The sequence below is a fragment of the Moorena sp. SIO3I6 genome, assembly GCF_010672095.1.
The window spans coordinates 81,251-104,177 of the sequence record NZ_JAAHHU010000009.1 but is presented as its reverse complement, the minus strand read 5'-3'; the positions used below and the strand labels follow the sequence as shown (position 1 = coordinate 104,177).

Below are 22,927 nucleotides of genomic sequence, written 5' to 3'. Positions count from 1 at the left end.
CGCTGTAATTCTTAACTACTCCCTAAAACAAACAAACTCAGAAGCGTACCACTATTCCAGAGACTATGGAGCAGCATGGGAGCTAGGAGATTACGCGATCGCGTGTAAACGAATCCCAAGACAATTCCCAATGTGGCTAGGGGTAGGACTTCTGAGAGACTCAAATGAGCGATCGCAAAAATCAGACTACTTAATGCGATCGCTCCCCAAACTGGTAGATAACGAGTCAAAGAGGGCAACAAGAACCCTCGAAAAATTATCTCTTCAAACACTGGTGCTGCCACAGCTGCTGTCAGAAAAAATATCGTCAAAGCTATGCTGTCCTGTCCCTCCAAAGCTAGGGGCAACAGTGGGTTACTACCGCCATTTCCTTGCCATAACTGTTGGTTAATCAGAGATACCACAATCACCAAGGGCAGTGCTATCAAATAGCCACCGACTCCCCAGACAATCCAGTTGCTGCGCCACTTGAAGCGAAACCAATCCTCTGGCAGGGGCAAAAAGGGCTTAATGGAAAGGTACATCACTAACAAGCCACCAAATGCCATGATTAGGTAAGTTAGCAACACATAGAACGCACTCATCTGTACCGTAAAATTGCCTGGGTTAATCCCAACAATCCCCAGTGACAGACCAATTAAAACCGGTAACAGCAGTTGACCGATAGCGAAAAAACCAAAAATCAGCACTTGCCAAATAATTTCCCGATCCCAAGCTGTTTTCCATGGCACATTATGATTGGTGGCTAGAAGGGATTGCTTACCTTGAAATAACAACTGACCAACCAAGCACACTAAGATTACTAAACCCAATAGGGTATTAAATCCTGGGATGACAGCGATAACGAATAATTTGACAATTGCTTGTTCAGCCGTTTCTTGTTCTTGGGTTTGGAGTGACAATAAATCACTTTGGCGCTGCTGCACTTGATACAGCTGACTCAACGCGCGATAGCGGAACCAATTATCTAAATTTTGTTCAATTTTTTGCTCAGCATCTGGTAGTACTAGGGGTGGCTCACTCCATAGACCCATTAATACCCCAGCAGTTTCTAATGAGCCATTAGAGTATGTCTGTTTATCCCAGGTTTCAATAGCAGCATCGGTTTTTCCTTGTTGAGCTTGGAGAATTCCAATACGCAAATCCAGCCGAGCAATCAGCTGTTCGATGTCAGACAATGACTGTTGCAATTGCTGCTGCTCCGAGGGATAGGAGTTTTGGGTCAGGGGAGTGGCTGGTGATTGTGATTGCGACCTATCGTTCGGTGTAGTTACCTTCCCTATGGAAAATTTTTGGAGTTTGGTCAGAACCTTTGACTGATTGGTCTGAGCCAATTGACGGGCTGTTTCATACTGTTTTTGAGCAGATTGAAACGGCTCAGCACCAATCAAAGCATTACGAGCCGCAGTCCAATCTACCTTAAACTCCTGATTAGACTGCTCAGATGTGGCAGAATCAGAGGTTGTGTTTTTCCACTCCCAGCCATGGAGTACTAGATTGGTTTGGCGAAGTTCCAGACTAGTTTGAATCTGGGGCTGACCCCAGCTTTCTACCAGAGAAAGGCCAATTCTAGCGATCGCAAAAATCGTCAGTACAATCAAAACCAACCGTTTTATAGTCATCGAACCCCCCAACACACAAGCATTTTGCTTATTAGTCACTAGTTATTTGTTGGTAGTCAACGGACAAGTAACCAATAACTAGTCACCAACTGTACACTGCCACTTTAGGGATAATCTAGCTAGGTTACAATGACCTTGATGATTCGGAATCATCTGAGTATACCCAGTATACATTTGTCACCCTAGCTGACCCGGCTGAACCACATACCTGCTCATGGAGGAATAAAAGATTGGCTACCCGCGTCGTTATTGTCCGTCACGGTCAAAGTACTTACAACATTCAGCAGATCATTCAAGGACGCAGTGATCAGTCAGTCTTGACCGACAAAGGTCGTGCTGATGCCCAAAAAGTTGGTACTGCCCTCAGTAGCCTCAGCTTTGATGCCATCTACTGCTCCCCTTTACAACGGGCAAAGCAAACCGCAGATATTATCCTATCCTATTTGCCAAACCCTCCCCAGTTACAGCCATCAGATCAGCTGATGGAAATCGATTTACCCCTTTGGGAAAATCTGCAAAAGAACGAAGTTTTGGAAAAATTCCCAGAAGACTACCAGCGCTGGAAAGAAAGCCCCCACGAATTTTCCATGGTCATTCCCACAGGGGTCGGGTCAAAAGAACATTTTCCTGTGCTTGAACTATACAAACAAGCAGAGCAGTTTTGGCAAGAGGTTATCCGCCTCTATCAAGGAGGTACGATTTTAATCGTAGCCCATAATGGTATCAATCGCTGCTTAATTAGCAGTGCCATTGGGGTAACTCCTGCTCGTTACCATAGTATCAGGCAATCCAATTGTGCCATCAATGTACTAAATTTCACTGGTGGTTGGGGAGAAACCGTACAATTGGAATCCCTCAATCAAACCTCCCACTTGGGGGAAAAATTGCCAAAAAGGGGAGATATTGACCAAGGGTTGCGTCTGTTGTTGGTGCGCCACGGTGAAACCGATTGGAATCGTGCCTCTCGCTTCCAGGGACAGATTGATGTTCCTTTAAATGACAATGGTCGTAAACAAGGACAGCTTGCGGGTGAGTTTCTAAAAGATATCCCCATTGATTTTGCAGTCAGTAGCCCCATGCTGCGTCCCAAGGAAACTGCTGAAATTATTCTCCAGTCTCACCCCAATGTCAATTTACAAGTTGATGATGGACTCCGGGAAATCAGTCATGGCTTATGGGAGGGTAAATTAGAGTCAGAGATAGCCCAAGAGTATGGTGAATTGCTGCATCAGTGGAAAGTTGCCCCAGAAACGGTACAAATGCCAGAAGGAGAGAACCTACAGGATGTTTTGGAAAGAGCAGTGGCATCCTGGAATGGGATGGTTCAATCGGCTACGGCATCTGGTTCAGGATTTCAGACTGGCTTAGTGGTGGCTCATGATGCTATCAATAAAGTAGTACTTTGTGACATTCTTGGCTTGAGTCCAGCATTAATTTGGAATATCAAGCAGGGAAATGGGGCTGTCAGCGTAATTGATTATCCCCAAGGCTTAGACAAAGCCCCAGTATTGCAAGCGATGAATATCACCACACACCTATCTGGAGGTGTATTGGATAAAACAGCGGCTGGTGCGCTGTAGCTAAACAATACGATAAAGTTCCATGGTTTGGGGTAACTATGTTGAAGGTTGGTTGAAGATTGACCGTAAGCAAAGTGTGTTACAGTCAACCTCGCCGACAAAGGATGCTTACGGCGAACAACCTTCAACATTAACTTGATGTAGTCAACAGCAAACTGCTAAATGCAAAACTCATCAACACCACACAAGCAAATCCGCACCCATGTTTTCATTTCCGGAAGAGTTCAAGGAGTTGGTTATCGCTACGCCACAATGCTTCAAGCTAAGCATCTAGGGGTGAATGGCTGGGTCAGAAATCTTCTTGATAAGCGTGTGGAAGCAGTATTTGAAGGGAACACCGCAGCAGTGGAAGCTATGGTGCGTTGGTGTCATAGCGGACCGTTAAATGCTGTGGTTGACAATGTGGTGGTTAATAATGAGACACCAGAAGGTTTGCAGGGATTTGAAATTACGCACTAATCGGTATAGTTGAGCTTACTTGTCAATGGGTTCGCGTAGCGTGACCGTAGGTCAATCCCATTGATAACTAAAAATTAACATCTACTAGTCTAAACTAGAAGATTCTAGACTAGTAGATGTCAGGATTATGGAATTTCCTATGTCTACAGAAGATGCTCCCATCAATAATGCTGTCTTAGTCACCATCATTGGTGAATCAGTAATTCGAGAAAGCCTTGTCAAGCTAATCAAAAGCCAAGGGGCTACTGGTTATACTGTTAGTGATGTAAGGGGAGAAGGTGGTCACGGCAGACGCCTAGGAGATATTCCGGGCTACAACACCAATGTTGAAATTAAGACGATCGTATCCCGGGAAGTGTCTGATGCAATTCTGCGTGCTATAGCCGAATACCGGAATCGTCACGCCTTAATTGCCTACCGACAGGATATAGAAACGTTAAGTAATTAAAGCAGCGATCAAGTTATCACAAGTAATTACCAGTAAGTTAATCTAACCAATCATCGATTTTCTGGCTCCGATACACACGCCTAGACTTTGGACTTCCCTGACTCTTACTGCCAGTGCTACTTTCACTAGGTTCGGTGGTTACAGGATTAACTTCCCGTTTATATAAATCTGACTTACGATATTGGTTCTTTAATGGTGATTGCTTCTGGGGTTTAGGCTTGGGGTGTCTATTTTTCCAACCGAGAGTTCTTTGTAAAGAGCGCAATTGGGCATGAGCTTCATTGATTTGTTGCAACTTGCAGTGAGCTTTCTGTTGTAGCCGGGGATTACCAGAAAAACGGTCAGGATGCCATACCCAGGTCAAATCGAGGTAGCCCTGGTGAATCTCCTCCTGTGAAGCTCCAGGCTCCAGCTCCAAGATTCTGTAGTATTTCTCTACCTCTAGCATTTACACTATCCTCTTCCGACAATGACAGGAAAATTAATTAGTAGACACAAATAAGCCCAAACAAACTTGTTGGGGCAAATGTCAGCTATCAGCTTAAGCGCTACGCGCACGCTACGCGAACAGCTACCAGCTATCAGCTAATAGCTGACACTTTTCTAGCTACTTACTTAGTTCAGGATAAAGGCATCTTATTTTGAAATACCTACTCGATCTAAGAGTAATACGATAAGTATTTTTGCTTATTGTTTTTGTTATCTTATCTGAGTAAGGCTTCTAGAATTTAGATGCGTTTTCCCTGCTACTTAGCCAAGTAAACAATAAATTTAAGTCTGAATTAATTGCAAGTAAATTGCAGCCAAAAAACACATCAATTTAAGAAATATATATTTTCTAGTCTTTAGTTAACGTAAGTTCATGGTTTGACAGCAAACCCCCACAGCATTGATTAGCCCTGATTAGATCACAAAGAAGGCTGAAAAATTCAATAAATATTAAAATAAATCTAAAATAAATCTAAAATAAATTATGAATGGCTAGCTATTATGAGATAATGATAAGATTGTAAGAGCAATCGGATTAACAATTCCTCAGTTATTATTTGTGAGAATGAAGCTGGCATCAAGAGTTGGTCAAGTTACCCCTTCTTTAACTTTAGCCATTGCTGCTAAAGCCAAAGCCATGAAGGCAGATGGGATTGATGTTTGTAGTTTTAGCGCCGGAGAACCGGATTTTGATACTCCTGCTCATATTAAAGCAGCCAGTAAGCAAGCCCTGGATGAAGGAAAGACTAAGTATGGTCCAGCCGCTGGGGAACCAAAGCTAAGAGCTGCGATCGCAAATAAACTGCGCCATGAGAATAACCTGGATTACGATACACAGAACGTTATTGTCACCAACGGCGGTAAGCAATCCCTATTCAACTTGATGCTGGCTCTGATTGAAGTCGGAGATGAGGTGATTATTCCTGCTCCGTACTGGCTTTCCTATCCAGAAATGGTGAAGCTGGCTGGGGGCAAACCTGTGATTGTTCCTACAGATGCAACTCTTGGGTACAAAATTACACCGGCTCAGCTCCGTTCATCCATCACACCCCAAACTAAATTATTTATTCTCAACTCTCCCTCTAATCCCACCGGTATGGTTTATACTCCCGCAGAACTAAAAGCCTTGGCGGAGGTAGTTGTAGAGCAAGATATTCTGGTGGTTTCTGACGAAATTTACGAGAAAATTCGCTACGATGGGGCTCAACACCTTAGTATTGGGGCAGTAGGCTCAGAAATATTCAAGCGCACTATCATTAGTAATGGGTTTGCTAAAGCTTTTGCCATGACCGGCTGGCGTATCGGTTATATAGCCGGTCCACTAGAGCTAATTAAAGCAATGACAACGATTCAGAGTCATAGCACCTCCAATGTTTGTACCTTTGCTCAGTATGGTGCGATCGCAGCTTTGGAAGGTCCCCTTGACTGTGTAGAACAGATGCGCCAAGCCTTTGCCCAACGGCGACAGGTGATGTTAGAGCGCCTCACGGCCATGCCTGGCCTGACTTGTGTGAAGCCAGACGCTGCTTTCTACTTATTCCCTAACATCAGTCAAACTGGTTTAAGCTCTTTGGAATTTTGCGATCGCTTACTCAGTTCCCAGCAAGTTGCTGCAATTCCTGGTATTGCCTTTGGTGCTGATGATTGTATCCGTCTTTCCTATGCTACGGATATGGCTTCCATTGAGAAGGGGATGGATCGGTTGGAAAAGTTTTTGCATCAAGTCAATGGCCACAGATAAAATTCGGGGACTTTCAGATAGTTCTTTGATCACAATTTTGTGATCAGTTGTTGCCATTCTCGACAAACTTTGATCTCTCTGTTCTGCTCTGCATAAGTAGCAACTTTTGCTTCAACCACGAGCAGAAAAACTACCACCAATAAAGTGAACGTCACTGAAGGTTTCAATCCACAGACGAGCACCACAAGCCAGTGGGTTCTCCGGCTGATATACAATCCGACACGGACCGAGGATTTCTACCTGGTTGCCGTATAAATTGTTGCCACTTCGTTTTACTGAAATCACTGGCTTGCGCTCTTCCGGACTTTTGTGGATATTCGAGCCAATGTGATTGCGGTTGACATTAATCTTGGCTAGAGCTGGAGTACGACTGGTACGCCATTTTCCTTTTGGTCCTCTAGTACCTTTAATGATTTGGGGCAGATTGTTGAACAGGGGAATAATCCAGAATTTACCACTTTTATAGGCACCTCGGACGCGACCCTTCTCAAGGAGTTGGCGCAATCGGCGAGGAGAAATACCTAAAAGAGATGCGGCTTCAGTAGTACAAACGCACTTGTTCATAGCTGTTCCTAAAAACTATACCGATAAAACTATTATAAAGGAAAAATTACCTCGCTGTCAAATGTCTACTAAACTCAGCTATTAAACTGAGCTATAAGATAGGGTGAATTATTAAGGAACTTTAACGGTAGAGTTATTTCCTAAGTTCCTCAAAAAGTGATCTTAGTGGCAAAGTTCAAGTAAACCTAGAAGCCCAATACTGTCAACCCTAGGTTCAGTATTGGGCTTCTGAAGTTAATTAGTTTGGATTACAGAATACTGTAAACACTCACACTCGTTGAGTCCAACTAAACAAGCGTGAGACAATCCCTCTGGCTAGGTTTTGGCTTGACTCTTGGGAATCGTCGGGAAAAATATAACCCACTGGTACCACAATCAGGGTAATGCCCCGCCGACCAACAACTGTAACTGGGTCTTCAGGTTCAAGGGTGACTTGAAAATCAGAGCATACTTCTGCTGGCCAGTAAGTTGCTTTAAACTTGACTCGTCCTGGCTTATGAGGGGTAATTGTCTTTTCTACCTTGCCAGTGCCAGGCTCTGAGAATAGGTTCATTTCTTCCATGGTGGGGTTTTTAGTTGATTCCATTTGCTGCAAGCTCCCTCAGCTTTACCTTACCTTTAAACTGTACTTTCCTTTTTTAAAGCTTCGTGAGGTATCCCATGCCACTATTTAAACCTGTACACAATCCCGTGGTAGTTAAGGTCTTAGCAAGATTCGGCTTTAATCCTCGCTCTGTCTATTATTGAACCCTGCTATGCCATTGGTGATAGGTCGTTCTTTCCATAGACAGTTGCTTAACTGGCAACTTCTCCACCTAAAGAATTAGGGCAAAAAGCTTCCAGGTATGAATGATACCGAGTTGCATTCAAAGAGATTAAATTGGTTGGATAGGGAGATGGGGAGATGGGGAGATGGGGAGATGGGGAGATGGGCGGAAGAGAAAGTTGTACCTTTGACCGCAACTTGGTATGAATATAGAAAATTGAAAAGTGATGCAGCGCTACTCCCTACTCCCTACTCCCATTAACCCAAGACGAAAGTACCTCACCCCATTGAGAACTGCTATCAATGATAAATGACCAACAACAATACCATATATCTTTTGTAGTCCTGATTTCCGCAGTGGCTGCCATTGGTGGTTTTTTATTCGGTTTCGACAGTGCAGTTATCAATGGCACCATTACAGCACTGCAAAAAGCCTTTAACTCCACTAGCGTCGGGACGGGATTCTCAGTATCTTCGATGCTGCTAGGTTCTGCAGTTGGGGCGTTTTACGCTGGACAGATGGCGGATTGGTATGGCCGCAAAAAGGTGATGCTAATGACTGCTGCTTTATTTACGATCAGTGCCATTGGCTCTGGTATAGCAATCGGTATCTGGGATTTTGTAGTCTATCGACTGGTGGGTGGCATTGCTGTGGGTGCCGCTAGTGTAATTAGTCCAGCTTACATCGCAGAGGTTTCTCCAGCTCACCTGCGGGGAAGGTTAGGTTCTCTGCAGCAATTGGCCATTGTTATTGGTATTTTTATTGCTTTTGTCAGCAATTACTTGATTGGTATGGTTACCGGTTCAGCAGAAGCACCACTTTGGTTTTCTATACCGGCTTGGCGCTGGATGTTCTGGATGGAGCTGATTCCAGCAATTGTTTATGGGGTGGGGGCTTGGTTGATTCCTGAATCTCCCCGCTTTTTGGTATCTATTGGCCGCTTGACAAAAGCTGCTGCTGTTTTCGCCAAGATTGAGAGTGGTGATGTCCAAGCCAAGGTCTTGGAAATTCAGCAAACAGTTCTCAAGGAGCGCAAGCCTAAACTCTCTGATCTGATTGGTAAAAATGCTATGCTGCTTCCCATTGTCTGGGTGGGCATGGGATTATCTCTATTTCAACAGTTTGTGGGAATTAATGTAGTATTCTACTATGGTAATGTGTTATGGCAAGAGGTAGGGTTTTCAGAAGGGGATTCCCTGCTAATTAATGTTATTACTGGCGCTATTAATCTTCTTACTACCCTTTTAGCGATCGCATTCATAGACAAGTTTGGACGCAAACCCCTTCTGCTCCTCGGGTCTATTGGCATGACCTTGACCTTGGGCATAATGGCATTTATTTTCACTTTCGCCCACTTGGATAGCGCTGGTGAATTGATTCTGACTCACTCTCAAGGGATTGTCGCCCTCTTAGGCGCTAACCTCTATGTGTTCTGCTTTGGCTTTTCCTGGGGACCAGTGGTCTGGGTGATGCTAGGGGAAATGTTCAACAACCAGATTCGAGGGTCTGCACTGTCTGTTGGTGCTTCAACTCAATGGCTGGCAAATTTTTTCATTACCATCACCTTCCCCATTCTCCTGACTAGGTTTGGTTTAGGTACTGCTTATGGTCTTTATACCATTGCTGCTGCTATCTCCTTTTTCTTAGTTGTGTTCGCAGTTCGGGAAACCAAAGGTAAGGAACTCGAAGCCATGTGATCGTAAGTATTCAGCTATCAGCTTAAGCGCTACGCGCACGCGTGCGCGTTCAGCTATCAGCTATCAGGGGCTGGTGGCCACCCTACTTGAGGTGATTTTGAATAAAATAAGCTGTTCACTTAGCTTGAGCCTTGGCCTATGGCTACCCTACGGGAATGGCTGACTGCTGACTGCTGACTGCTGTTCGCCCAGCGTGCGCGTAGCGCATATGCTTACTCCTGCTGTTTTAGCTCCTGCTCATCTTCTTGCATTAGCTCCTGTTCTCCCTCCTGTTGTTGCTCCTGCTCATCTTCTTGCATTAGCTCCTGTTTTCCCTCTTCTTCTTCCTTCTGCTTTTCCTCATATTCTTTGAGAAGTTCAGCAACTCGCTTCTGAATTTCTAGGTGTTTTTCTACACCTTCATAAGTATAACGGTTGTAACCATTCCTGTCAATTATAACTTCTAAATTATTAATCCGTTCTTTAGTCTCTGGGTGAGTTGAAAGCCAAGGAAATAAGGGTTTTGGTCCACCTTGATCATGGAGAGTAATCATCAAATTGCGCAATCCATCTGCTGCATAGCCACTAGCCGCAAGAATTTTAGTTCCTAAATCATCAGCCTGACGTTCCATATTCCGGCTATAGTTAAGTACAATTAAATTAGCAGCAGTGCCACCATAGGGGATAAATTGGGCAATGTTAGCAGTCAAGTTACCTTGAGTGACTAACTGGAAACCGTGGGATAACACAGCATGGGATAGTTCATGAGCCAGTAAACCAGCTAATTCTGCTTCGGACTTGGTTTTTAGGATAGCCCCAGCGTTGATAAATATTTTACCTCCCGGTAAAGCGAAAGCATTGAGTTGGTCATCCATAACTACATAAAACTCGTAGTTAAACTCATCGCGACCTGTTACCTTGGTAAGTTCATTTCCCATTTCCCGCACATACTCCAGCACTTCTTCGTCTTCTAGCATCGGTAATTGCTTTTGTGCTTGCTTAGCAATTCTTTTCCCAATGCCTGATTCTCCCTGAAGCATTAATACCGTTGACTCTATTGCTGATAGCGGACCAAAGAGATTACCAGTAAAAACATAACCTAATGTGCCAGTAATCACATTCATTATTGTATTACCGGTAATTTCATTCCGGAGATGGGAAATGTGGCGGTCTAGATGCTGATCAGCGAGCTGAAGAAACTCTTCCGATTGAGGATGCTCAGTATTAAACAGGGCAAATTCACGAGCTACCAGAGATGCTTCAAACCAATTTTCTGAGTCTGCTAGCATTGCCATGGTTACCTTGATTAATTCCGGCTCATGGGGATATAGATTTTTAGCTTGCGTTAAAACTACTAAGGCTTCATCAAGCCGCTCATAATCTTTTAGAGCTTGAGCGTAGCGTATATGACCGGGAATAAATTCTGGTTGCTGCTCTACTAAAAACTTTAGGGGAATCAGAATTTTACTTTCTAAATTCTTTTCTAACCCTGACTCATAGTTACGCCAGTACACTCCACCAGCGGGAGAGAGTTGAGCGGTGTCGTAAATTGCCTCCGGTAGTTCTTGAACTGGTTCTGGATTATCAAAAGGATTCTTGGCTTCACGATATAGTTGTTCAGCACCAATTATATCTCCACTTAGATAAAGTCTATCGGCTTCAATCAGTTTCTGCTGTTTTGCCAGTTCTTCTGGGCTGATTTCTTCAGCTTCTGCTTCCAGGTCGTTTTCGTTAGCGTCAACAGCCGTTGTGGTTTCTTCTTTCTCTACCTCTGTATCCGCAGTTTCTGTATCCGCAGTTTCTGTATCTGAAGCTTCTGTATCCGAAGCCTCTGTATCCGCAGTTTCTGTATCTGAAGCTTCTGTATCCGAAGCCTCTGTATCCGCAGTTTCTGTATCCAAAGCCTCTGTATCGGAATCAGTATCTTTGGTATCTGAGTCTATTGTAGGTACAGTTGTCGTAGAGCTGTCTGTTTCTGGAAGCTCCCTATCTACTAAGGTATCTTGCTGCTCCGTGTCTTCAGTGGAATTATCCGGTAATGGCACTTCTATATCTATAGGATTTCTAGGTATAGGTATACCAGTATCGGAAGTTTCGGTAGAGGCATCGGTAGTCGGTGCTTCAGTTTCAGATATATCCCCCGACCTAGGAACTTCAGTATACTCTGACATGTCAGAAACCTCAGTAGCCCATGCATCTGAGACAGTTAGAGGTTCACTACTGTGTTGGATCGGTTCCGATTCCCCGATTTTGGGAGACTCAGCTAAGGCAGTTGAGGCTTCACCCGCCATTAGGATTCCTGACAAAATTAGCAGTAAATTTCCAAAACGTTTCATAATTAAATTGTCGGTAATGACTAGAACGGGATATTCATAAAACTAGACACTAGACTTCTTACAGCAGTAGAAAACTGCGGATATCCGGTCTCGGAAGGATTATCGGAGACGTGTTTTGGACTTTTGCTAGAGGTCTAATAAGCGCGCTACGCCCAAGGCAAGAGGCAAGAGGCAAGAGGCAAAAGTTTACTACACAAGGTTTTCAGCTTGTATCAATGTCCTAACTTTAATGGGTAGTGCTATATACTCAAGCTTAGATCAGGTCATCGAAGTAAGCATTCAGCCGTCAGTTATCAGCGAACAGCGATTAGGGCTACGCGCACGGGTGCGCGTTCAGCTTATGGGCGTCACAGCGTCGAAGCCTGTGCCACGTTGAGGTGCTTTTGAATAAAATCAACTGACTGCTGACCGCTGACCGCTGATAGCTGAATGCTTACCGACATATTTAGGTACGCTTGACCCATTAAGAATTAAATTACGGGTCAAGCGCACCTCTTGTTCACAAATAAATTCCCATTGGTAGATAGTATAAATATACGTTATTTTACTGATTCCTGATACTCATCATTGGGCTATGTTCATCAAATGAAATAAATCCCGATAGGGAGTTAAATAAATCCAGTTCAACACGGTGGCTTTTTACTCGGCTACAAGAATACATTTAAATACATTTACTGTTAATAACCTAAGACTGGTCTCCTCAATCAGATCGTGTTAAATTACTTTAGTAGTGTTATCGGTAGAGTTATTGGGAGTGTTTCTAGTCCAGTAGTTATCGCTCGATAGTAATTATAGTTACCAATTCCCAATTCCCAATTATCCTAGCTTGACAATCCCCATGCTCCCAAACAAACTATTAGTTATCTGATTCTAACTAGTCTATCAGTAATTTCTCAGGTTGTTCTGTCAAAGTGATAATTAGTAATATTAATATAAATAATCCTACAAAGACTGATGAAGTTCCCCAGCCGTTTGCTGGAAAAATTCTTGAATAACTCCTACCTAAATCTTGATTTACGTTCCCTACGGGTAAGACTAACCTTAGGAATTGCCGCTGTTTCAGCCTTAGGTATGGGGAGTTTGGCAATTTGGACCAGCTGGAAAATGCAGGATATTCTGGTTTCCACTCACAAACAGAGTATTAGTTATATTGCAGAGCGCTTCCCCCAGGATGTGGAAATCTATAGCGATATGGTTACCATGGAAACTGGAATGCAAAAAGCAATTGATAAACTCAGCAATAGTAATACCCTACTCTGGGTAAAGCATCCCAACAATGGTATTGTTGCTCAATCTGAAGCGCAAGAGGTGATTGAAACCCTGACGTCTCCAAAGTATTTGCCACAGATACCGCCCATGCCGGAAGTCTTGGAAGTAAATGGCAGCTACTGGGTGGTTTGCGGCACTACTTTGGAAGTTAAGCAATCCAATCTTGGTAAGTTTTACATTGCCCAAGACATTACTAGTGATCAAAAGATGTTTTTGCAGCTGATCCGGAGTCTGGGGATAGCTACAGCACTGGCTATTGGAGGGATGTGTATTGCGATCGCATTCTATATTAAGCGATCGCTCCAACCACTACAGATGATGAGTCAGCTAACTGAGAGTATTTCTGCTGATGATTTGGGAGATGTGCAAATACAGCTAGATAATGCTCCTACTGAAGTTAGAGAATTGGCACAAACCTTTGACCAAATGCTTGTGCGTCTGAATGAAGCCTTAGAAAATCAACGGCAATTTGTTAGCAATGTATCCCATGAATTGCGGACTCCTTTAACCTTAGTCTCTGGCTATGTCCAAAGTACCTTACGTCGCGGTGCTAATTTGAGTCCACCTCAGCGCGAAGCCCTAGAAATTGCTTCTTCAGAAGCTGACCGCACCGTGCAAATGTTGCAGGATTTACTGGATTTGGCACGAGCGGATAGTGGCCATATACACTTCAATCTAGAATCCTTTGTCCTAGATGAGTTGGTCGAAGAGGTGGCTGAGATGGCAAGGCAATATACTAAGCGAGTTATTAAAGTTGAGAGTAATAAACCTGGGATTTGGGTCAAAGCTGATATCAATCGACTCAAACAAGTCTTACTGAATTTGATTGATAATGCTGTAAAATACTCTAGTGTCGATAAACCAGTCACCGTTAAGTTATCTCAGGTGGATGGCCGTGGCAGAATTGAGGTCTGTGATCGTGGTATTGGTATTCCTTTAAAACAACAAGCCCGTATTTTTGACCGCTTCTATCGGGTCGATGAAACTAGAACTCGTTCTACTGGTGGCGCAGGTTTGGGTCTATCCATTGTCAAGACTTTGGTCGAGGGGATGGGGGGGAATGTCAAAGTGCGATCGCAGTTAAACAAAGGAAGTACATTTACAGTTTGTTTACCGTTAAAGTACTAGGAAATATTGCCGGGCATCAGGATTTTGGTATGACTATCCTATTATCGGTAGGGTTTTCCTGAAGATATTGCTATTTTACTATGGCAAGAGACAAGTATCATGAACTAGTCAAAGCAGCGCTAGTCAAGGAAAGATGGCTGATGATTACGGATGACCCGCTCATTGTAGAAGCTGGCAAACGTAAGATTCAGGTTGATTTGGGAGCTGAACGGTTAATTGCTGCTCAAAAAGATGGTGAAAAAATTGCTGTAGAGATAAAAAGCTTTATTGGTGTCTCAACGCTTCATGATTTTTACCAAGCTTTGGGGCAATTTAGTTTTTATAAGTTTGCTCTTGAAAAAAAGATGCCAGAACGAACATTATTTTTAGCTGTACCAGATGATACCTATGACGATTTTTTCAAGGAATACTTTATTATGGAACTACTGGATCGCTATCAGGTGAAAATGCTGGTGTATCGGATAGATGAAGCAATTATTGAACGATGGATAAAGTAGCTAAATATAAGTCAATTGTTCGTCAAATCACCATAGAAACTGGGAAGCTGGGTGAGCGTCCTGATGATGAGGTTAAGAGTCAGATTATTTTAGATGATGAGAGAGGACACTACCTGCTTTATTTCAATGGATGGCGTGGCTCTAAACGAACTTACGGTTGTTATCTACACATTGATGTTAGTCACGATGGGAAAGTTTGGGTACACTACGATGGCACTGATTTGCGTATTGCAGAGCAATTGGTACAGCTCTCAATTCCTAAATCAGATATCGTATTAGGGTTCATCTCACCAATTAGGCGAGCAGATACCGGGTTTGCTATCAAGTAAGTCTTAGGATTGGTAAATGCAATCACCTAGCGTGACCTACCGTCAATCCCGACAGTCAAAGACTGTTGCCATGATCATTAGCGAGTGGCGGGGAAACTGCCACCAATGAAGTGAATATCGCTGAAAGTTTCGATCCACAAACGAGCGCCACAATCGAGTGGATTATCCGGCTGATACACAATCTTACACGGACCAAGGATTTCGACCTCGTTGCCGTAGAGATTGGTGCCCTTTCGTTTTACTGAAATCACTGGCTTCCGGTCTTTGGGACTTTTCTTCATATTCGAGCCAATGTGATTGCGATTGACATTAATCTTAGCTAAAGCAGGGGGACGGCTGGTACGCCATTTGCCCTTTGGTCCACGGGTACCTTTGGTAATTTGTGGCAAATGGTTGAACAGAGGAATAATCCAGAATTTCCCGGTTTTATAGGCACCCCGGACGCGACCCTTCTCTAGAAGTTGGCGCAATCGTCTAGAGGAAATTCCTAATAAAGATGCCGCTTCAGTAGTACCAACACACTTGTTCATCAGTTGACTCTCCTTTAACTATTCCTATAATACTATTATAAGAGAGAAAATAAAAATTGACAATGTCAGGGAATCGGGAATCGGGAATCGGGAATAGGGAGGAAAGCGTGGTAAAGGTGGTAAATAGTGTAAGGGTGGGTAGCAAGTCAAGTGCTGTTGTTTCCACTATTAGCGACTGCGTTAATACCGGAATAGTTAGGAAATCGGGAATTGGAAGCGGCTCCAAGGTCGCATCACCCATAGTTCTCTAAAAAATTAATTAATTTGTTACACAGGATTTTTCCCCACTCCACTACTCCCGATTCCCGATTCCCGATTCCCTGTTCCCTACTCCCTAAAAAATTTGTTACAAAAGTTCTTAAAAAATGTTATAATATAACGTTTTTTGTGTTATAATAAAATTACCGTGGGCGCTAAAACGTTCCACGGTAAAAGCCAGCCGACAGTTTCTCCAGGACCCCAGGCTGGCTCTAGACCCCCAGTTAAGGAGATACCTAATATTTTATGTCGTACTCTCAACGCCTACACCCATGGGTAGTTGTTCGGCTGTTGCCCGAAATGCAACGGGTGGTTGTTGCTCGTTTCCGCAACCGTTCTGATGCGGAAGGTCACTTGCAGGCTCTGAAACGACTGATGCCTGATAGGAAATTTATCATTATCTTCGATATTGGTCAGCCTATAGACGCCCAGCCTATAGACGGCGAGCCTATAGACGACGAGCCTATAGAAGAAGAATCTTAAGGAGCAGGGAGTGTGGGAAGTGTGGGAGACCCAGCTCCCCAGCAATCAAATTTTAGTCTGACCCCAGAAACAGCTCTGCAAAGTAGAGTGGGCGTTCTTCAGTAATTAGTCTTAATTCAGTCAATAGTCTATGGCAAAACGTGCAGATATTGGTAGCAAACGTCTAATCAGTCTCGCCCCCAATGCTTGGGTGCAATGGGTAACCGGTAATCCCCAAGTGCGAGCATCGGAGTTACTCGATGCTGAATTCCAGTGGATTAGTCGGGAAAGCGACGTAATCGTCAAAGCAAAGAGTCCTGAACATCAAGAATTTCTGATTCTCAACGAATTACAACTGCGCTATAGCCAGGCCATGCCTAAGCGCATGCGCAATTATGTTGCCTTAGCTGAGGAGAAATATAACCTATCCACTTATCCAGTATTAATTAACATCTTGCCGCCCCCAGCCACCGTTACCATTGAAGACTGCTACGACAGTGAATTCATGGGATTAAAGGCGCATCAAGATTATCGGGTAATTAATCTGTGGGAAGTAGATGCTGACTTGGTACTGACACAACCTTTACCATCCTTACTACCGTTTGTCCCAATCTTAAAAGGAGGTGGTAGTGAATCGAAATTACGCTCAGCAGTGCAGGCACTACGAGCGGATCAAACTTTGAACCAACTAGAACCATTGTTAGCTTTCTTTGCTAGTTTTGTACATAAGATACCGTTAATTCAACAAATCATGAGGTGGGATATGACAGTATTACGAGAATCACCCTGGTATCAAGAAATTTTACAAGAAGGAATTCAACAAGAACGTCGCCGGAGTTTAGAGCGCATCCTTAACCTGCGATTTGGAGATATTACTTTAGATATATCCCGGAAAATGCCAGCTTTAACTCTCGAAAAATTAGACGAGTTAATCGCCATAGCATTAACTGTGAATTCTTTAGATGAGTTTACTCAACAGTTGCCCAATTAATTAAATAGAGCCACACCCCACCTCGCCCGTGGGGTGAGTTTTCCTCGGCTATGAGTTTTGATGCGCTCAATCGACTATAGAATTTGAAGTTGAGATAACATTTATCATAGCTATGAGGTACGCTTGAGCCATTAAGAATTAAATTCGCCACGGGTCGCACCTGAGGTAAACAGAAATTTTACCATCTTCCCTACTCCCTACTCCCTACTCCCTATTCCCTATTCCCTATTCCCTTATTAAACCCTTTTTAATTATGTCACCAAATCAACAAACAGCATCTGAAACTAAACCTGAAACTAAACCTGAGACTAAACAGTATATCCCTTCTGTATTTCGCATCTCTCCTATAATTCGGATTACCCTAATAACATTTTATTGGGCACTGTTGATACCATTACCGTTTTTAGCTAAAGTATCATCGACTCCGGTATCGCCAATAGTCCTGTGGATAGGAATTAGCTTAGGATTTTTAGCCCTCTATGGAGCTTTAAGCGAACAGGTGATTGTAGATGACGAAAAAATTCAGGTGGCTTATCCCAATTGGGTGCCCCGATTCTTTCGCAAAGGTTGGCAATTACACTGGAAAGAGGTGAAAGACTTGAAAATGCGCACCACAGGTCAAGGAGGGCTTGTTTACTATTTCATTAGCCAGTCTTCTGACCAAGCTTACTTGCTGCCAATGCGAGTAGTAGGATTTAATCGCTTAGTTAAGTTAGTACAAAACTATACCGGGATAGATACTACCGATATTCGTCCCCTAGCCCAGCCTTGGATGTATCTAATTTTGTTCGGATTCACCCTCTTGCTATTACTTGTAGATGGCTGGACAATAACCACAGCTATTAATCAGGGTTTGATTTATTAATCACAATACCTTGATGCAGCTCCTCCCCATGAGCGACTGCATCAAGACATTGATAATTTTGAATGGGAGCAAAGCGATTGACTAATCCCCTGTTGCAGCTCAAACAGGTAAGCCTGACCCTCTCAACCAGGGCTAAAGCAGCTGGAATACCTATATTAAGTGATATTTCTTTCGAGGTCAGCCAATGCGATCGCATCAGCGTGATTGGACCATCTGGTGCGGGTAAAACCTCTCTGTTGCGCCTGTTGAACCGACTAAGTGAGTCCACCCAGGGAAATATTTACCTAGATAATCAGAACATCCGGAATATCCCTGTCCTAGAATTGCGGCGACAGATCATGCTGGTACCTCAAGAACCAAAACTGTTAGGGATGACCGTTCAGGAGGCTCTAGCTTATCCGTTGGTATTGCAACAGCTGCCAAAAAAAGCGATTGGCCGTAGGCCACGCTACGCGAACGCACAACGGACACAAGAGATTCGAGAGAGACTGCGTATTCCAGCGGAGTGGTTAGAGCGTACAGAGTTACAACTGTCTTTGGGACAACGGCAATTGGTTGCGATCGCACGAGCACTAGTTGTCCAACCAAGAATAGTGTTACTCGATGAGCCCACCTCAGCCTTGGATGCTGGTATAGCCTCTCAGGTGATCAGGGTATTTACAGATTTAGCGCAAAAGGAGCAGATCACAATTTTGATGGTCAATCATCAGCTAGATATGGCTGAGTTATTTTGTAATCGAGTATTGTATTTCCAAAATACTCAGTTACTCCAAGATACGACCGCTGAGCAGATTAATTGGCAACAGTTACGAGAGAGATTAGTACAAGCAGAAGCTAAAGCATCTCAAGAGTGGTCTTAATCATTTGTTGACAGTTGACGGTTATTTGAATTTTGCTAGCATGCCTATTGCTAGCATGCCTATTGTCTATTGCTAGCATGTCTATTGCCTCTTGCCTCTTGCCTCTTGCCTATCATGCGTCTAACCTCTCTTGATGTCTTTCGAGGTATTGCCATGGCTAGCATGATTCTAGTCAACAATCCAGGAAGTTGGTCTTATGTCTATCCCCCCTTACTTCACGCTAAGTGGCATGGTTTTACACCCACAGACTTAGTATTTCCTGCCTTTTTATTTATTGCTGGTGTAGCAATGGCTTTTTCCTTAGTCAAGTACACCAATAACAACCAATCCCTATCCCAAGGATATTGGCGTATTGGCAGGCGATGCGCCATTCTATTTGCCCTAGGCTTATTGCTCAATGGTTTTCCGACTTACAACTGGGATACTATTCGGATTATGGGTGTCTTGCAGCGCATTAGTCTTGCCTATCTCCTTTGTGCTGTAGCAGTGCTAAATCTAAGACGACGGGGTTTGTGGGTACTGACCGGAATAGTTTTGCTAGGGTACTGGGCAGCGATGTCTTTATTGCCAGTTCCTGATTATGGTGCTGGTAATCTCACACCGGAAGGGAATTTTGCTGCCTATATCGACCGTATGGTATTGGGAACAAACCATTTGTATAAACAAGCTCAATTTGATCCAGAAGGACTCTTTAGCACCTTCCCGGCGGTAGTAACTGTTTTGGCTGGCTATTTCGTTGGGGATTGGCTACGCCATCAACCGATACAGTCCCGTACTAGTTTGGGATTAGTACTATTTGGTCTAGGTTGTCTTGGTTTAGGCTGGGTTTGGGATTTCTGGTTCCCAATTAACAAGCAGCTATGGACAAGTTCCTATGTAGTCTTTTCTGCTGCTTGGTCGATGCTGTTACTGGCTGCTTGTTATGAGTTAATTGAAGTGCGGGGATTTCGCCGATGGGGATGGCTCTTAGAAGTGATGGGGTTAAACGCAATTTTTCTGTTTGTCGCATCTGGTTTAGTAGTTCGTATCCTATATCGAACTAAGGTAGGGACAGGTGATAATGCTGTGAGTACCTATAGTTGGATTTATGAAAATCTGTTTCGGTCGTGGGCTGGAGCCATGAATGGTTCTTTGATCTTTGCGATAGTGAATGTACTGTTGTGGTGGGTGATTCTCTATGGGATGTATCGGCGACGCTGGTTGATCAGGATTTAAGGGTTGATGATTAATTGACGCAGAACCTCTAATAAATTTTTTAAATTGCCAATTCTGTCCCAGGTGTTGGATTATTCTCACTTATCCCTTGATTAAACCGATAGCCAACATTGCGAACCGTTTGAATAATGCTGGGTTGTCGAGGATCGGTTTCTATTTTTTTGCGCAGGGCAAGGACATGGGTATCGATGGTGCGCGGATTGTCAATCGCATTGGGCCAAGCGCGGCGCAATAATTCAGAGCGACTCAAAGCCATTCCCTCTGCTTGGGCAAGTACGTAGAGCAAACTAAATTCTTGGGGAGTCAGGTCAATAAACTCTTCTTTAAAGCGGACACGACGCTGGACTAAATCAATTTTGAGATCACCGTAGTCTAGAGACAGGGGAGCCACCGTAATGCGGAGGCGACGAATTAGGGCTTCTACCCGTGCCATAAATTCCTGTATACCAAAGGGCTTGGTCAGGTAATCATCTGCCCCAGCTTTAAGACCAGTGACGATATCTCTTTCACTATTACGAGCAGACAACATTAAAATTAGAGATTTTCGCTGTTGCTGAAGCCAGCAGCAAAATTCAACCCCATCGCTGTCTGGTAAATCAGAGTCTAGGATAACCAGAGTGGGTTGGCGATGGTGAAAGTCTTCCTTGGCTTGATCAAGATTTTGTGATTGATACACCCCATAGCCGGATTTCTTCAGGTGCGACCCTAGAAGCGATCGCAAATGAGGGTTTCCTTCAATAATCTGAATTCTAACTGAGCCCACGGCACTTTAAAGTCCTCTTAGCCTTAGCCGTTGGGATCTAATCCTAGCAAAGGTCACGTCAACATTCTGTAACAACTGCTACTGATGATACCGATATTGGCTTGGGTTCTTAAAATACGACTTCCTAGTGGCACGATCGCGACCAGGTCAGAGGGACAATAAGGACAATAGTAAAATTTCAATTTACCATTAATTTTAACTGACCATTTTTAATTATAGCATATAAGATGCAATTTAGTCTAGCTAACATAACAAATAATTGAGAAACGTATCGAGGACTTGCTACTTTTGCTAAACTGAAATTAAGTTGGCGTATCCGAGTTTCTACTGAGTGAGCCAATACCACTACTGTTGATACTCAAAATTTATTAAGACTATGCTGCAAGATCCTCAAGCTATACGCTGCTATCAAAAACTTACTGACTCCCTAGTCGATTTGTGGAATCGAGGTTATAGCTTCGATGAATTGCGGCTATATATCGATGGCTATCTTTCTGCCCTCAAACACACAAATACCCTTGAATCCTATATAACCTACCGCTTAGAAGAAGATGCCATTCGTTATCTTCGTGATCCATCCAACTTTGAGATGGTACCAATGCCGCAGCCAGAAACCGACTACTTTTAAACCTTAAACACACAGAACCCCACTCAATCATATCAAGTCTATTGGAGTACTCATCCTATCCGTTAGCTGGTAATAGGCAATTACCCATTACCCATTACCCATTACCCATTACCCATTACCCATTCCCAAAAAGCGATAGGCTATTCTCTTGAGTAATTAACTGGACTTGATATCAGTGGGTTTTCTTAGCAATCTGCTTTTCCCAAATAGCAACTAAATTCTGAACCCTCTGATCCCAACCATACTGGGAAACACACTCCCTACCGTTGCGACCCATTTCCTGTCGCAACGCTGGGTTCTCAATTAGTACTTTGAGCTTATCGCAGAAATCTTCCTGATTCTGGGGAGTGAACAAAAAACCATTCCATCCGTCTTGGATATTCTCCACTACCCCACCTGCTTCAGGAGCGAGCACAGGAATTCCAGCAGCGAAGGCTTCTAATATAGTTAGCCCTCTAGTCTCCTTTTCTGATGCAGTGATATGAATATCACTATTGACCAACAAAGCTGGAACATTTTCCGGTGGGACTCTACCAATTAAGTGACTATTAGGTGTTAACTTGCTTAACCTGGTAGCAATCTCATCCCGCATCGGACCATCACCAACAATGATCAGTGCGATTTGGTCACTGTTGACCTCTTGTACAACTCGTAAAAAGGCATTTAGGGTAAATTCCCACCCCTTATCTGGAGTTAACCTACCTAGAAAAACTAACTTAACTTTACTGTCAACCCCTCTAAGGTCATAGTTCTTCTCAAAAAACTGTTCCTCCTGTAAATCCGCAGAGAATTTACTAGCATCAAAGCCAAGTAAATTGGCATAAGTGGTGTTTTTAATGCCTAGATCGATAATTTTTTTATGGGTAATCCGACTAGACACTAAGGTGACATCATAAGAATTGTACACTGAAAGCAATATGGTTTTAAAAATAAATTTAATTCCAGCGACGACCACAGACGGTAGAGAAAAGTAATCTTCGGCATAGTCGAGAAAATTAGTCCTAAAAAAACTCACACAGGGAATACCAGCCTTTTTAGCAAAAGCCACCCCAGGCACTCTAAAAAAGCCAAAAAACAGTCTTTCTGGTTCATCAACATGAATAATATCGGGCTGGAATTTTTTTAACTCCTGGAGGAGGATTGAATAGGAACTTCTACGCACCTGACGCTCAAACTCTAAGTCCATGAATGAGGTACTCGGTAAATTGATGATTCTCACTCCAGGCAGGATTTGACCAGTATAATCTCGCCAATTGGGATAGACATCTTCTAACGCACTGTAGTCAGGACAAAATAACAACACCTGGTGTCCCCACTGACTCAGTCGTTGTAGCCTAGATAATCCACTAACTGTTACGCCATCAATAACAGGCAAGAATCCAGAGGTGATAATAGCAATTTTCATGGTTAGTAGAATCTATTACACTCAGAGCGTGTTTAATCTGTAGAG

25 protein-coding genes are annotated in these 22,927 nt (G+C 43.4%); 16 read left to right on the top strand and 9 right to left on the bottom strand.

Annotated elements, in window-relative coordinates; all coding sequences use genetic code 11:
• Positions 1-11: 11 nt before the first annotated feature.
• Positions 12-1,661 carry a type II CAAX endopeptidase family protein gene (locus tag F6K49_RS05760; protein WP_366514128.1) on the bottom strand — a complete coding sequence of 550 codons (1,650 nt, stop codon included), beginning with the start codon at positions 1,659-1,661 and terminating at the stop codon, positions 12-14.
• 191 nt (positions 1,662-1,852) lie between these two features.
• Here F6K49_RS05760 and F6K49_RS05755 point away from each other — a divergent pair, with 191 nt between their 5' ends.
• From F6K49_RS05755 to F6K49_RS05745, 3 genes are all read left to right on the top strand, one after another.
• Positions 1,853-3,202, top strand: coding sequence for a histidine phosphatase family protein (locus F6K49_RS05755; protein WP_293094917.1), 1,350 nt, complete (start codon positions 1,853-1,855; stop codon positions 3,200-3,202).
• Between the two features lie 162 nt (positions 3,203-3,364).
• Positions 3,365-3,661: an acylphosphatase gene (locus F6K49_RS05750; RefSeq protein WP_293022382.1), complete on the top strand. Its 297-nt coding sequence runs from the start codon at positions 3,365-3,367 to the stop codon at positions 3,659-3,661.
• Positions 3,662-3,800: 139 nt separating this feature from the next.
• Positions 3,801-4,109: a hypothetical protein gene (locus tag F6K49_RS05745; protein WP_293094914.1), complete on the top strand. Its 309-nt coding sequence runs from the start codon at positions 3,801-3,803 to the stop codon at positions 4,107-4,109.
• Between the two features lie 37 nt (positions 4,110-4,146).
• Here F6K49_RS05745 and F6K49_RS05740 read toward each other — a convergent pair whose 3' ends face one another.
• Complete coding sequence (locus F6K49_RS05740; protein ID WP_075903240.1) at positions 4,147-4,557, bottom strand: J domain-containing protein; 411 nt, start codon at positions 4,555-4,557, stop codon at positions 4,147-4,149.
• 606 nt (positions 4,558-5,163) lie between these two features.
• On the opposite strand from F6K49_RS05740, the gene F6K49_RS05735 reads away from it, so the two are divergent.
• Positions 5,164-6,339 (top strand): pyridoxal phosphate-dependent aminotransferase, encoded by a 1,176-nt coding sequence (locus F6K49_RS05735; protein WP_293094910.1) that lies wholly within the window; start codon positions 5,164-5,166, stop codon positions 6,337-6,339.
• Positions 6,340-6,450: 111 nt separating this feature from the next.
• Here the strand turns inward: F6K49_RS05735 and F6K49_RS05730 are convergent, their stop codons facing one another.
• Together F6K49_RS05730 and F6K49_RS05725 are read right to left on the bottom strand one after the other, a co-directional pair.
• The gene (locus F6K49_RS05730; protein ID WP_293094907.1) at positions 6,451-6,903 is read right to left on the bottom strand and encodes a helix-turn-helix domain-containing protein; all 453 of its coding nucleotides are present in this window, start codon (positions 6,901-6,903) and stop codon (positions 6,451-6,453) included.
• 268 nt (positions 6,904-7,171) lie between these two features.
• Entirely contained in the window at positions 7,172-7,489 is a 318-nt protein-coding gene (locus F6K49_RS05725; protein ID WP_293022370.1) for an NfeD family protein, read from the bottom strand.
• A 310-nt stretch (positions 7,490-7,799) separates the two neighbouring features.
• Between F6K49_RS05725 and F6K49_RS05720 the strand changes: the two genes are divergently transcribed.
• Entirely contained in the window at positions 7,800-7,931 is a 132-nt protein-coding gene (locus tag F6K49_RS05720) for a hypothetical protein (protein WP_293094904.1), read from the top strand.
• 41 nt (positions 7,932-7,972) lie between these two features.
• Positions 7,973-9,367, top strand: coding sequence for a sugar porter family MFS transporter (locus F6K49_RS05715; protein ID WP_293094901.1), 1,395 nt, complete (start codon positions 7,973-7,975; stop codon positions 9,365-9,367).
• A 212-nt stretch (positions 9,368-9,579) separates the two neighbouring features.
• Here the strand turns inward: F6K49_RS05715 and F6K49_RS05710 are convergent, their stop codons facing one another.
• Positions 9,580-11,682 (bottom strand): M48 family metalloprotease, encoded by a 2,103-nt coding sequence (locus F6K49_RS05710; RefSeq protein WP_293022360.1) that lies wholly within the window; start codon positions 11,680-11,682, stop codon positions 9,580-9,582.
• A gap of 954 nt (positions 11,683-12,636) precedes the next feature.
• Here F6K49_RS05710 and F6K49_RS05705 point away from each other — a divergent pair.
• The 3 genes from F6K49_RS05705 (at position 12,637) to F6K49_RS05695 (ending at position 14,905) form a co-directional block, all read left to right on the top strand.
• Positions 12,637-14,079: a HAMP domain-containing sensor histidine kinase gene (locus tag F6K49_RS05705; RefSeq protein ID WP_293094898.1), complete on the top strand. Its 1,443-nt coding sequence runs from the start codon at positions 12,637-12,639 to the stop codon at positions 14,077-14,079.
• Between the two features lie 80 nt (positions 14,080-14,159).
• A complete protein-coding gene (locus tag F6K49_RS05700) occupies positions 14,160-14,576 on the top strand; it encodes an element excision factor XisH family protein (RefSeq protein WP_293094895.1) in 417 nt (138 codons plus the stop codon).
• Positions 14,564-14,905 (top strand): XisI protein, encoded by a 342-nt coding sequence (locus F6K49_RS05695; protein WP_293022352.1) that lies wholly within the window; start codon positions 14,564-14,566, stop codon positions 14,903-14,905. The genes F6K49_RS05700 and F6K49_RS05695 overlap by 13 nt, the downstream gene beginning before the upstream one ends.
• Positions 14,906-14,982: 77 nt before the next feature.
• Here F6K49_RS05695 and F6K49_RS05690 read toward each other — a convergent pair whose 3' ends face one another.
• Positions 14,983-15,435: a DNA-binding protein gene (locus tag F6K49_RS05690; RefSeq protein ID WP_293094892.1), complete on the bottom strand. Its 453-nt coding sequence runs from the start codon at positions 15,433-15,435 to the stop codon at positions 14,983-14,985.
• Positions 15,410-15,676, bottom strand: coding sequence for a hypothetical protein (locus F6K49_RS05685; RefSeq protein WP_293022346.1), 267 nt, complete (start codon positions 15,674-15,676; stop codon positions 15,410-15,412). The genes F6K49_RS05690 and F6K49_RS05685 overlap by 26 nt, the downstream gene beginning before the upstream one ends.
• 23 nt (positions 15,677-15,699) lie before the next feature.
• Between F6K49_RS05685 and F6K49_RS05680 the strand changes: the two genes are divergently transcribed.
• The 6 genes from F6K49_RS05680 (at position 15,700) to F6K49_RS05655 (ending at position 20,086) form a co-directional block, all read left to right on the top strand.
• On the top strand, positions 15,700-15,831 hold the full coding sequence (locus tag F6K49_RS05680) for a hypothetical protein (protein WP_293094889.1): 132 nt from the start codon (positions 15,700-15,702) through the stop codon (positions 15,829-15,831).
• 108 nt (positions 15,832-15,939) lie between these two features.
• Positions 15,940-16,176 (top strand): hypothetical protein, encoded by a 237-nt coding sequence (locus F6K49_RS05675; protein ID WP_293022341.1) that lies wholly within the window; start codon positions 15,940-15,942, stop codon positions 16,174-16,176.
• Between the two features lie 130 nt (positions 16,177-16,306).
• A complete protein-coding gene (locus tag F6K49_RS05670) occupies positions 16,307-17,146 on the top strand; it encodes an Rpn family recombination-promoting nuclease/putative transposase (protein ID WP_293022339.1) in 840 nt (279 codons plus the stop codon).
• Positions 17,147-17,399: 253 nt separating this feature from the next.
• Complete coding sequence (locus tag F6K49_RS05665) at positions 17,400-18,011, top strand: hypothetical protein (RefSeq protein ID WP_293094886.1); 612 nt, start codon at positions 17,400-17,402, stop codon at positions 18,009-18,011.
• A 62-nt stretch (positions 18,012-18,073) separates the two neighbouring features.
• A complete protein-coding gene (locus tag F6K49_RS05660; protein WP_293094882.1) occupies positions 18,074-18,871 on the top strand; it encodes an ATP-binding cassette domain-containing protein in 798 nt (265 codons plus the stop codon).
• Between the two features lie 114 nt (positions 18,872-18,985).
• On the top strand, positions 18,986-20,086 hold the full coding sequence (locus F6K49_RS05655) for a heparan-alpha-glucosaminide N-acetyltransferase domain-containing protein (protein ID WP_293094936.1): 1,101 nt from the start codon (positions 18,986-18,988) through the stop codon (positions 20,084-20,086).
• A gap of 40 nt (positions 20,087-20,126) precedes the next feature.
• Here F6K49_RS05655 and F6K49_RS05650 read toward each other — a convergent pair whose 3' ends face one another.
• Positions 20,127-20,849 (bottom strand): response regulator transcription factor, encoded by a 723-nt coding sequence (locus F6K49_RS05650; RefSeq protein ID WP_293022331.1) that lies wholly within the window; start codon positions 20,847-20,849, stop codon positions 20,127-20,129.
• A gap of 376 nt (positions 20,850-21,225) precedes the next feature.
• Here F6K49_RS05650 and F6K49_RS05645 point away from each other — a divergent pair, with 376 nt between their 5' ends.
• Positions 21,226-21,477: a DUF6761 family protein gene (locus F6K49_RS05645; protein ID WP_075904034.1), complete on the top strand. Its 252-nt coding sequence runs from the start codon at positions 21,226-21,228 to the stop codon at positions 21,475-21,477.
• Positions 21,478-21,649: 172 nt separating this feature from the next.
• On the opposite strand, the gene F6K49_RS05640 is transcribed toward F6K49_RS05645, so the two are convergent.
• A complete protein-coding gene (locus F6K49_RS05640; protein ID WP_293094878.1) occupies positions 21,650-22,882 on the bottom strand; it encodes a glycosyltransferase in 1,233 nt (410 codons plus the stop codon).
• Positions 22,883-22,927: the final 45 nt, after the last annotated feature.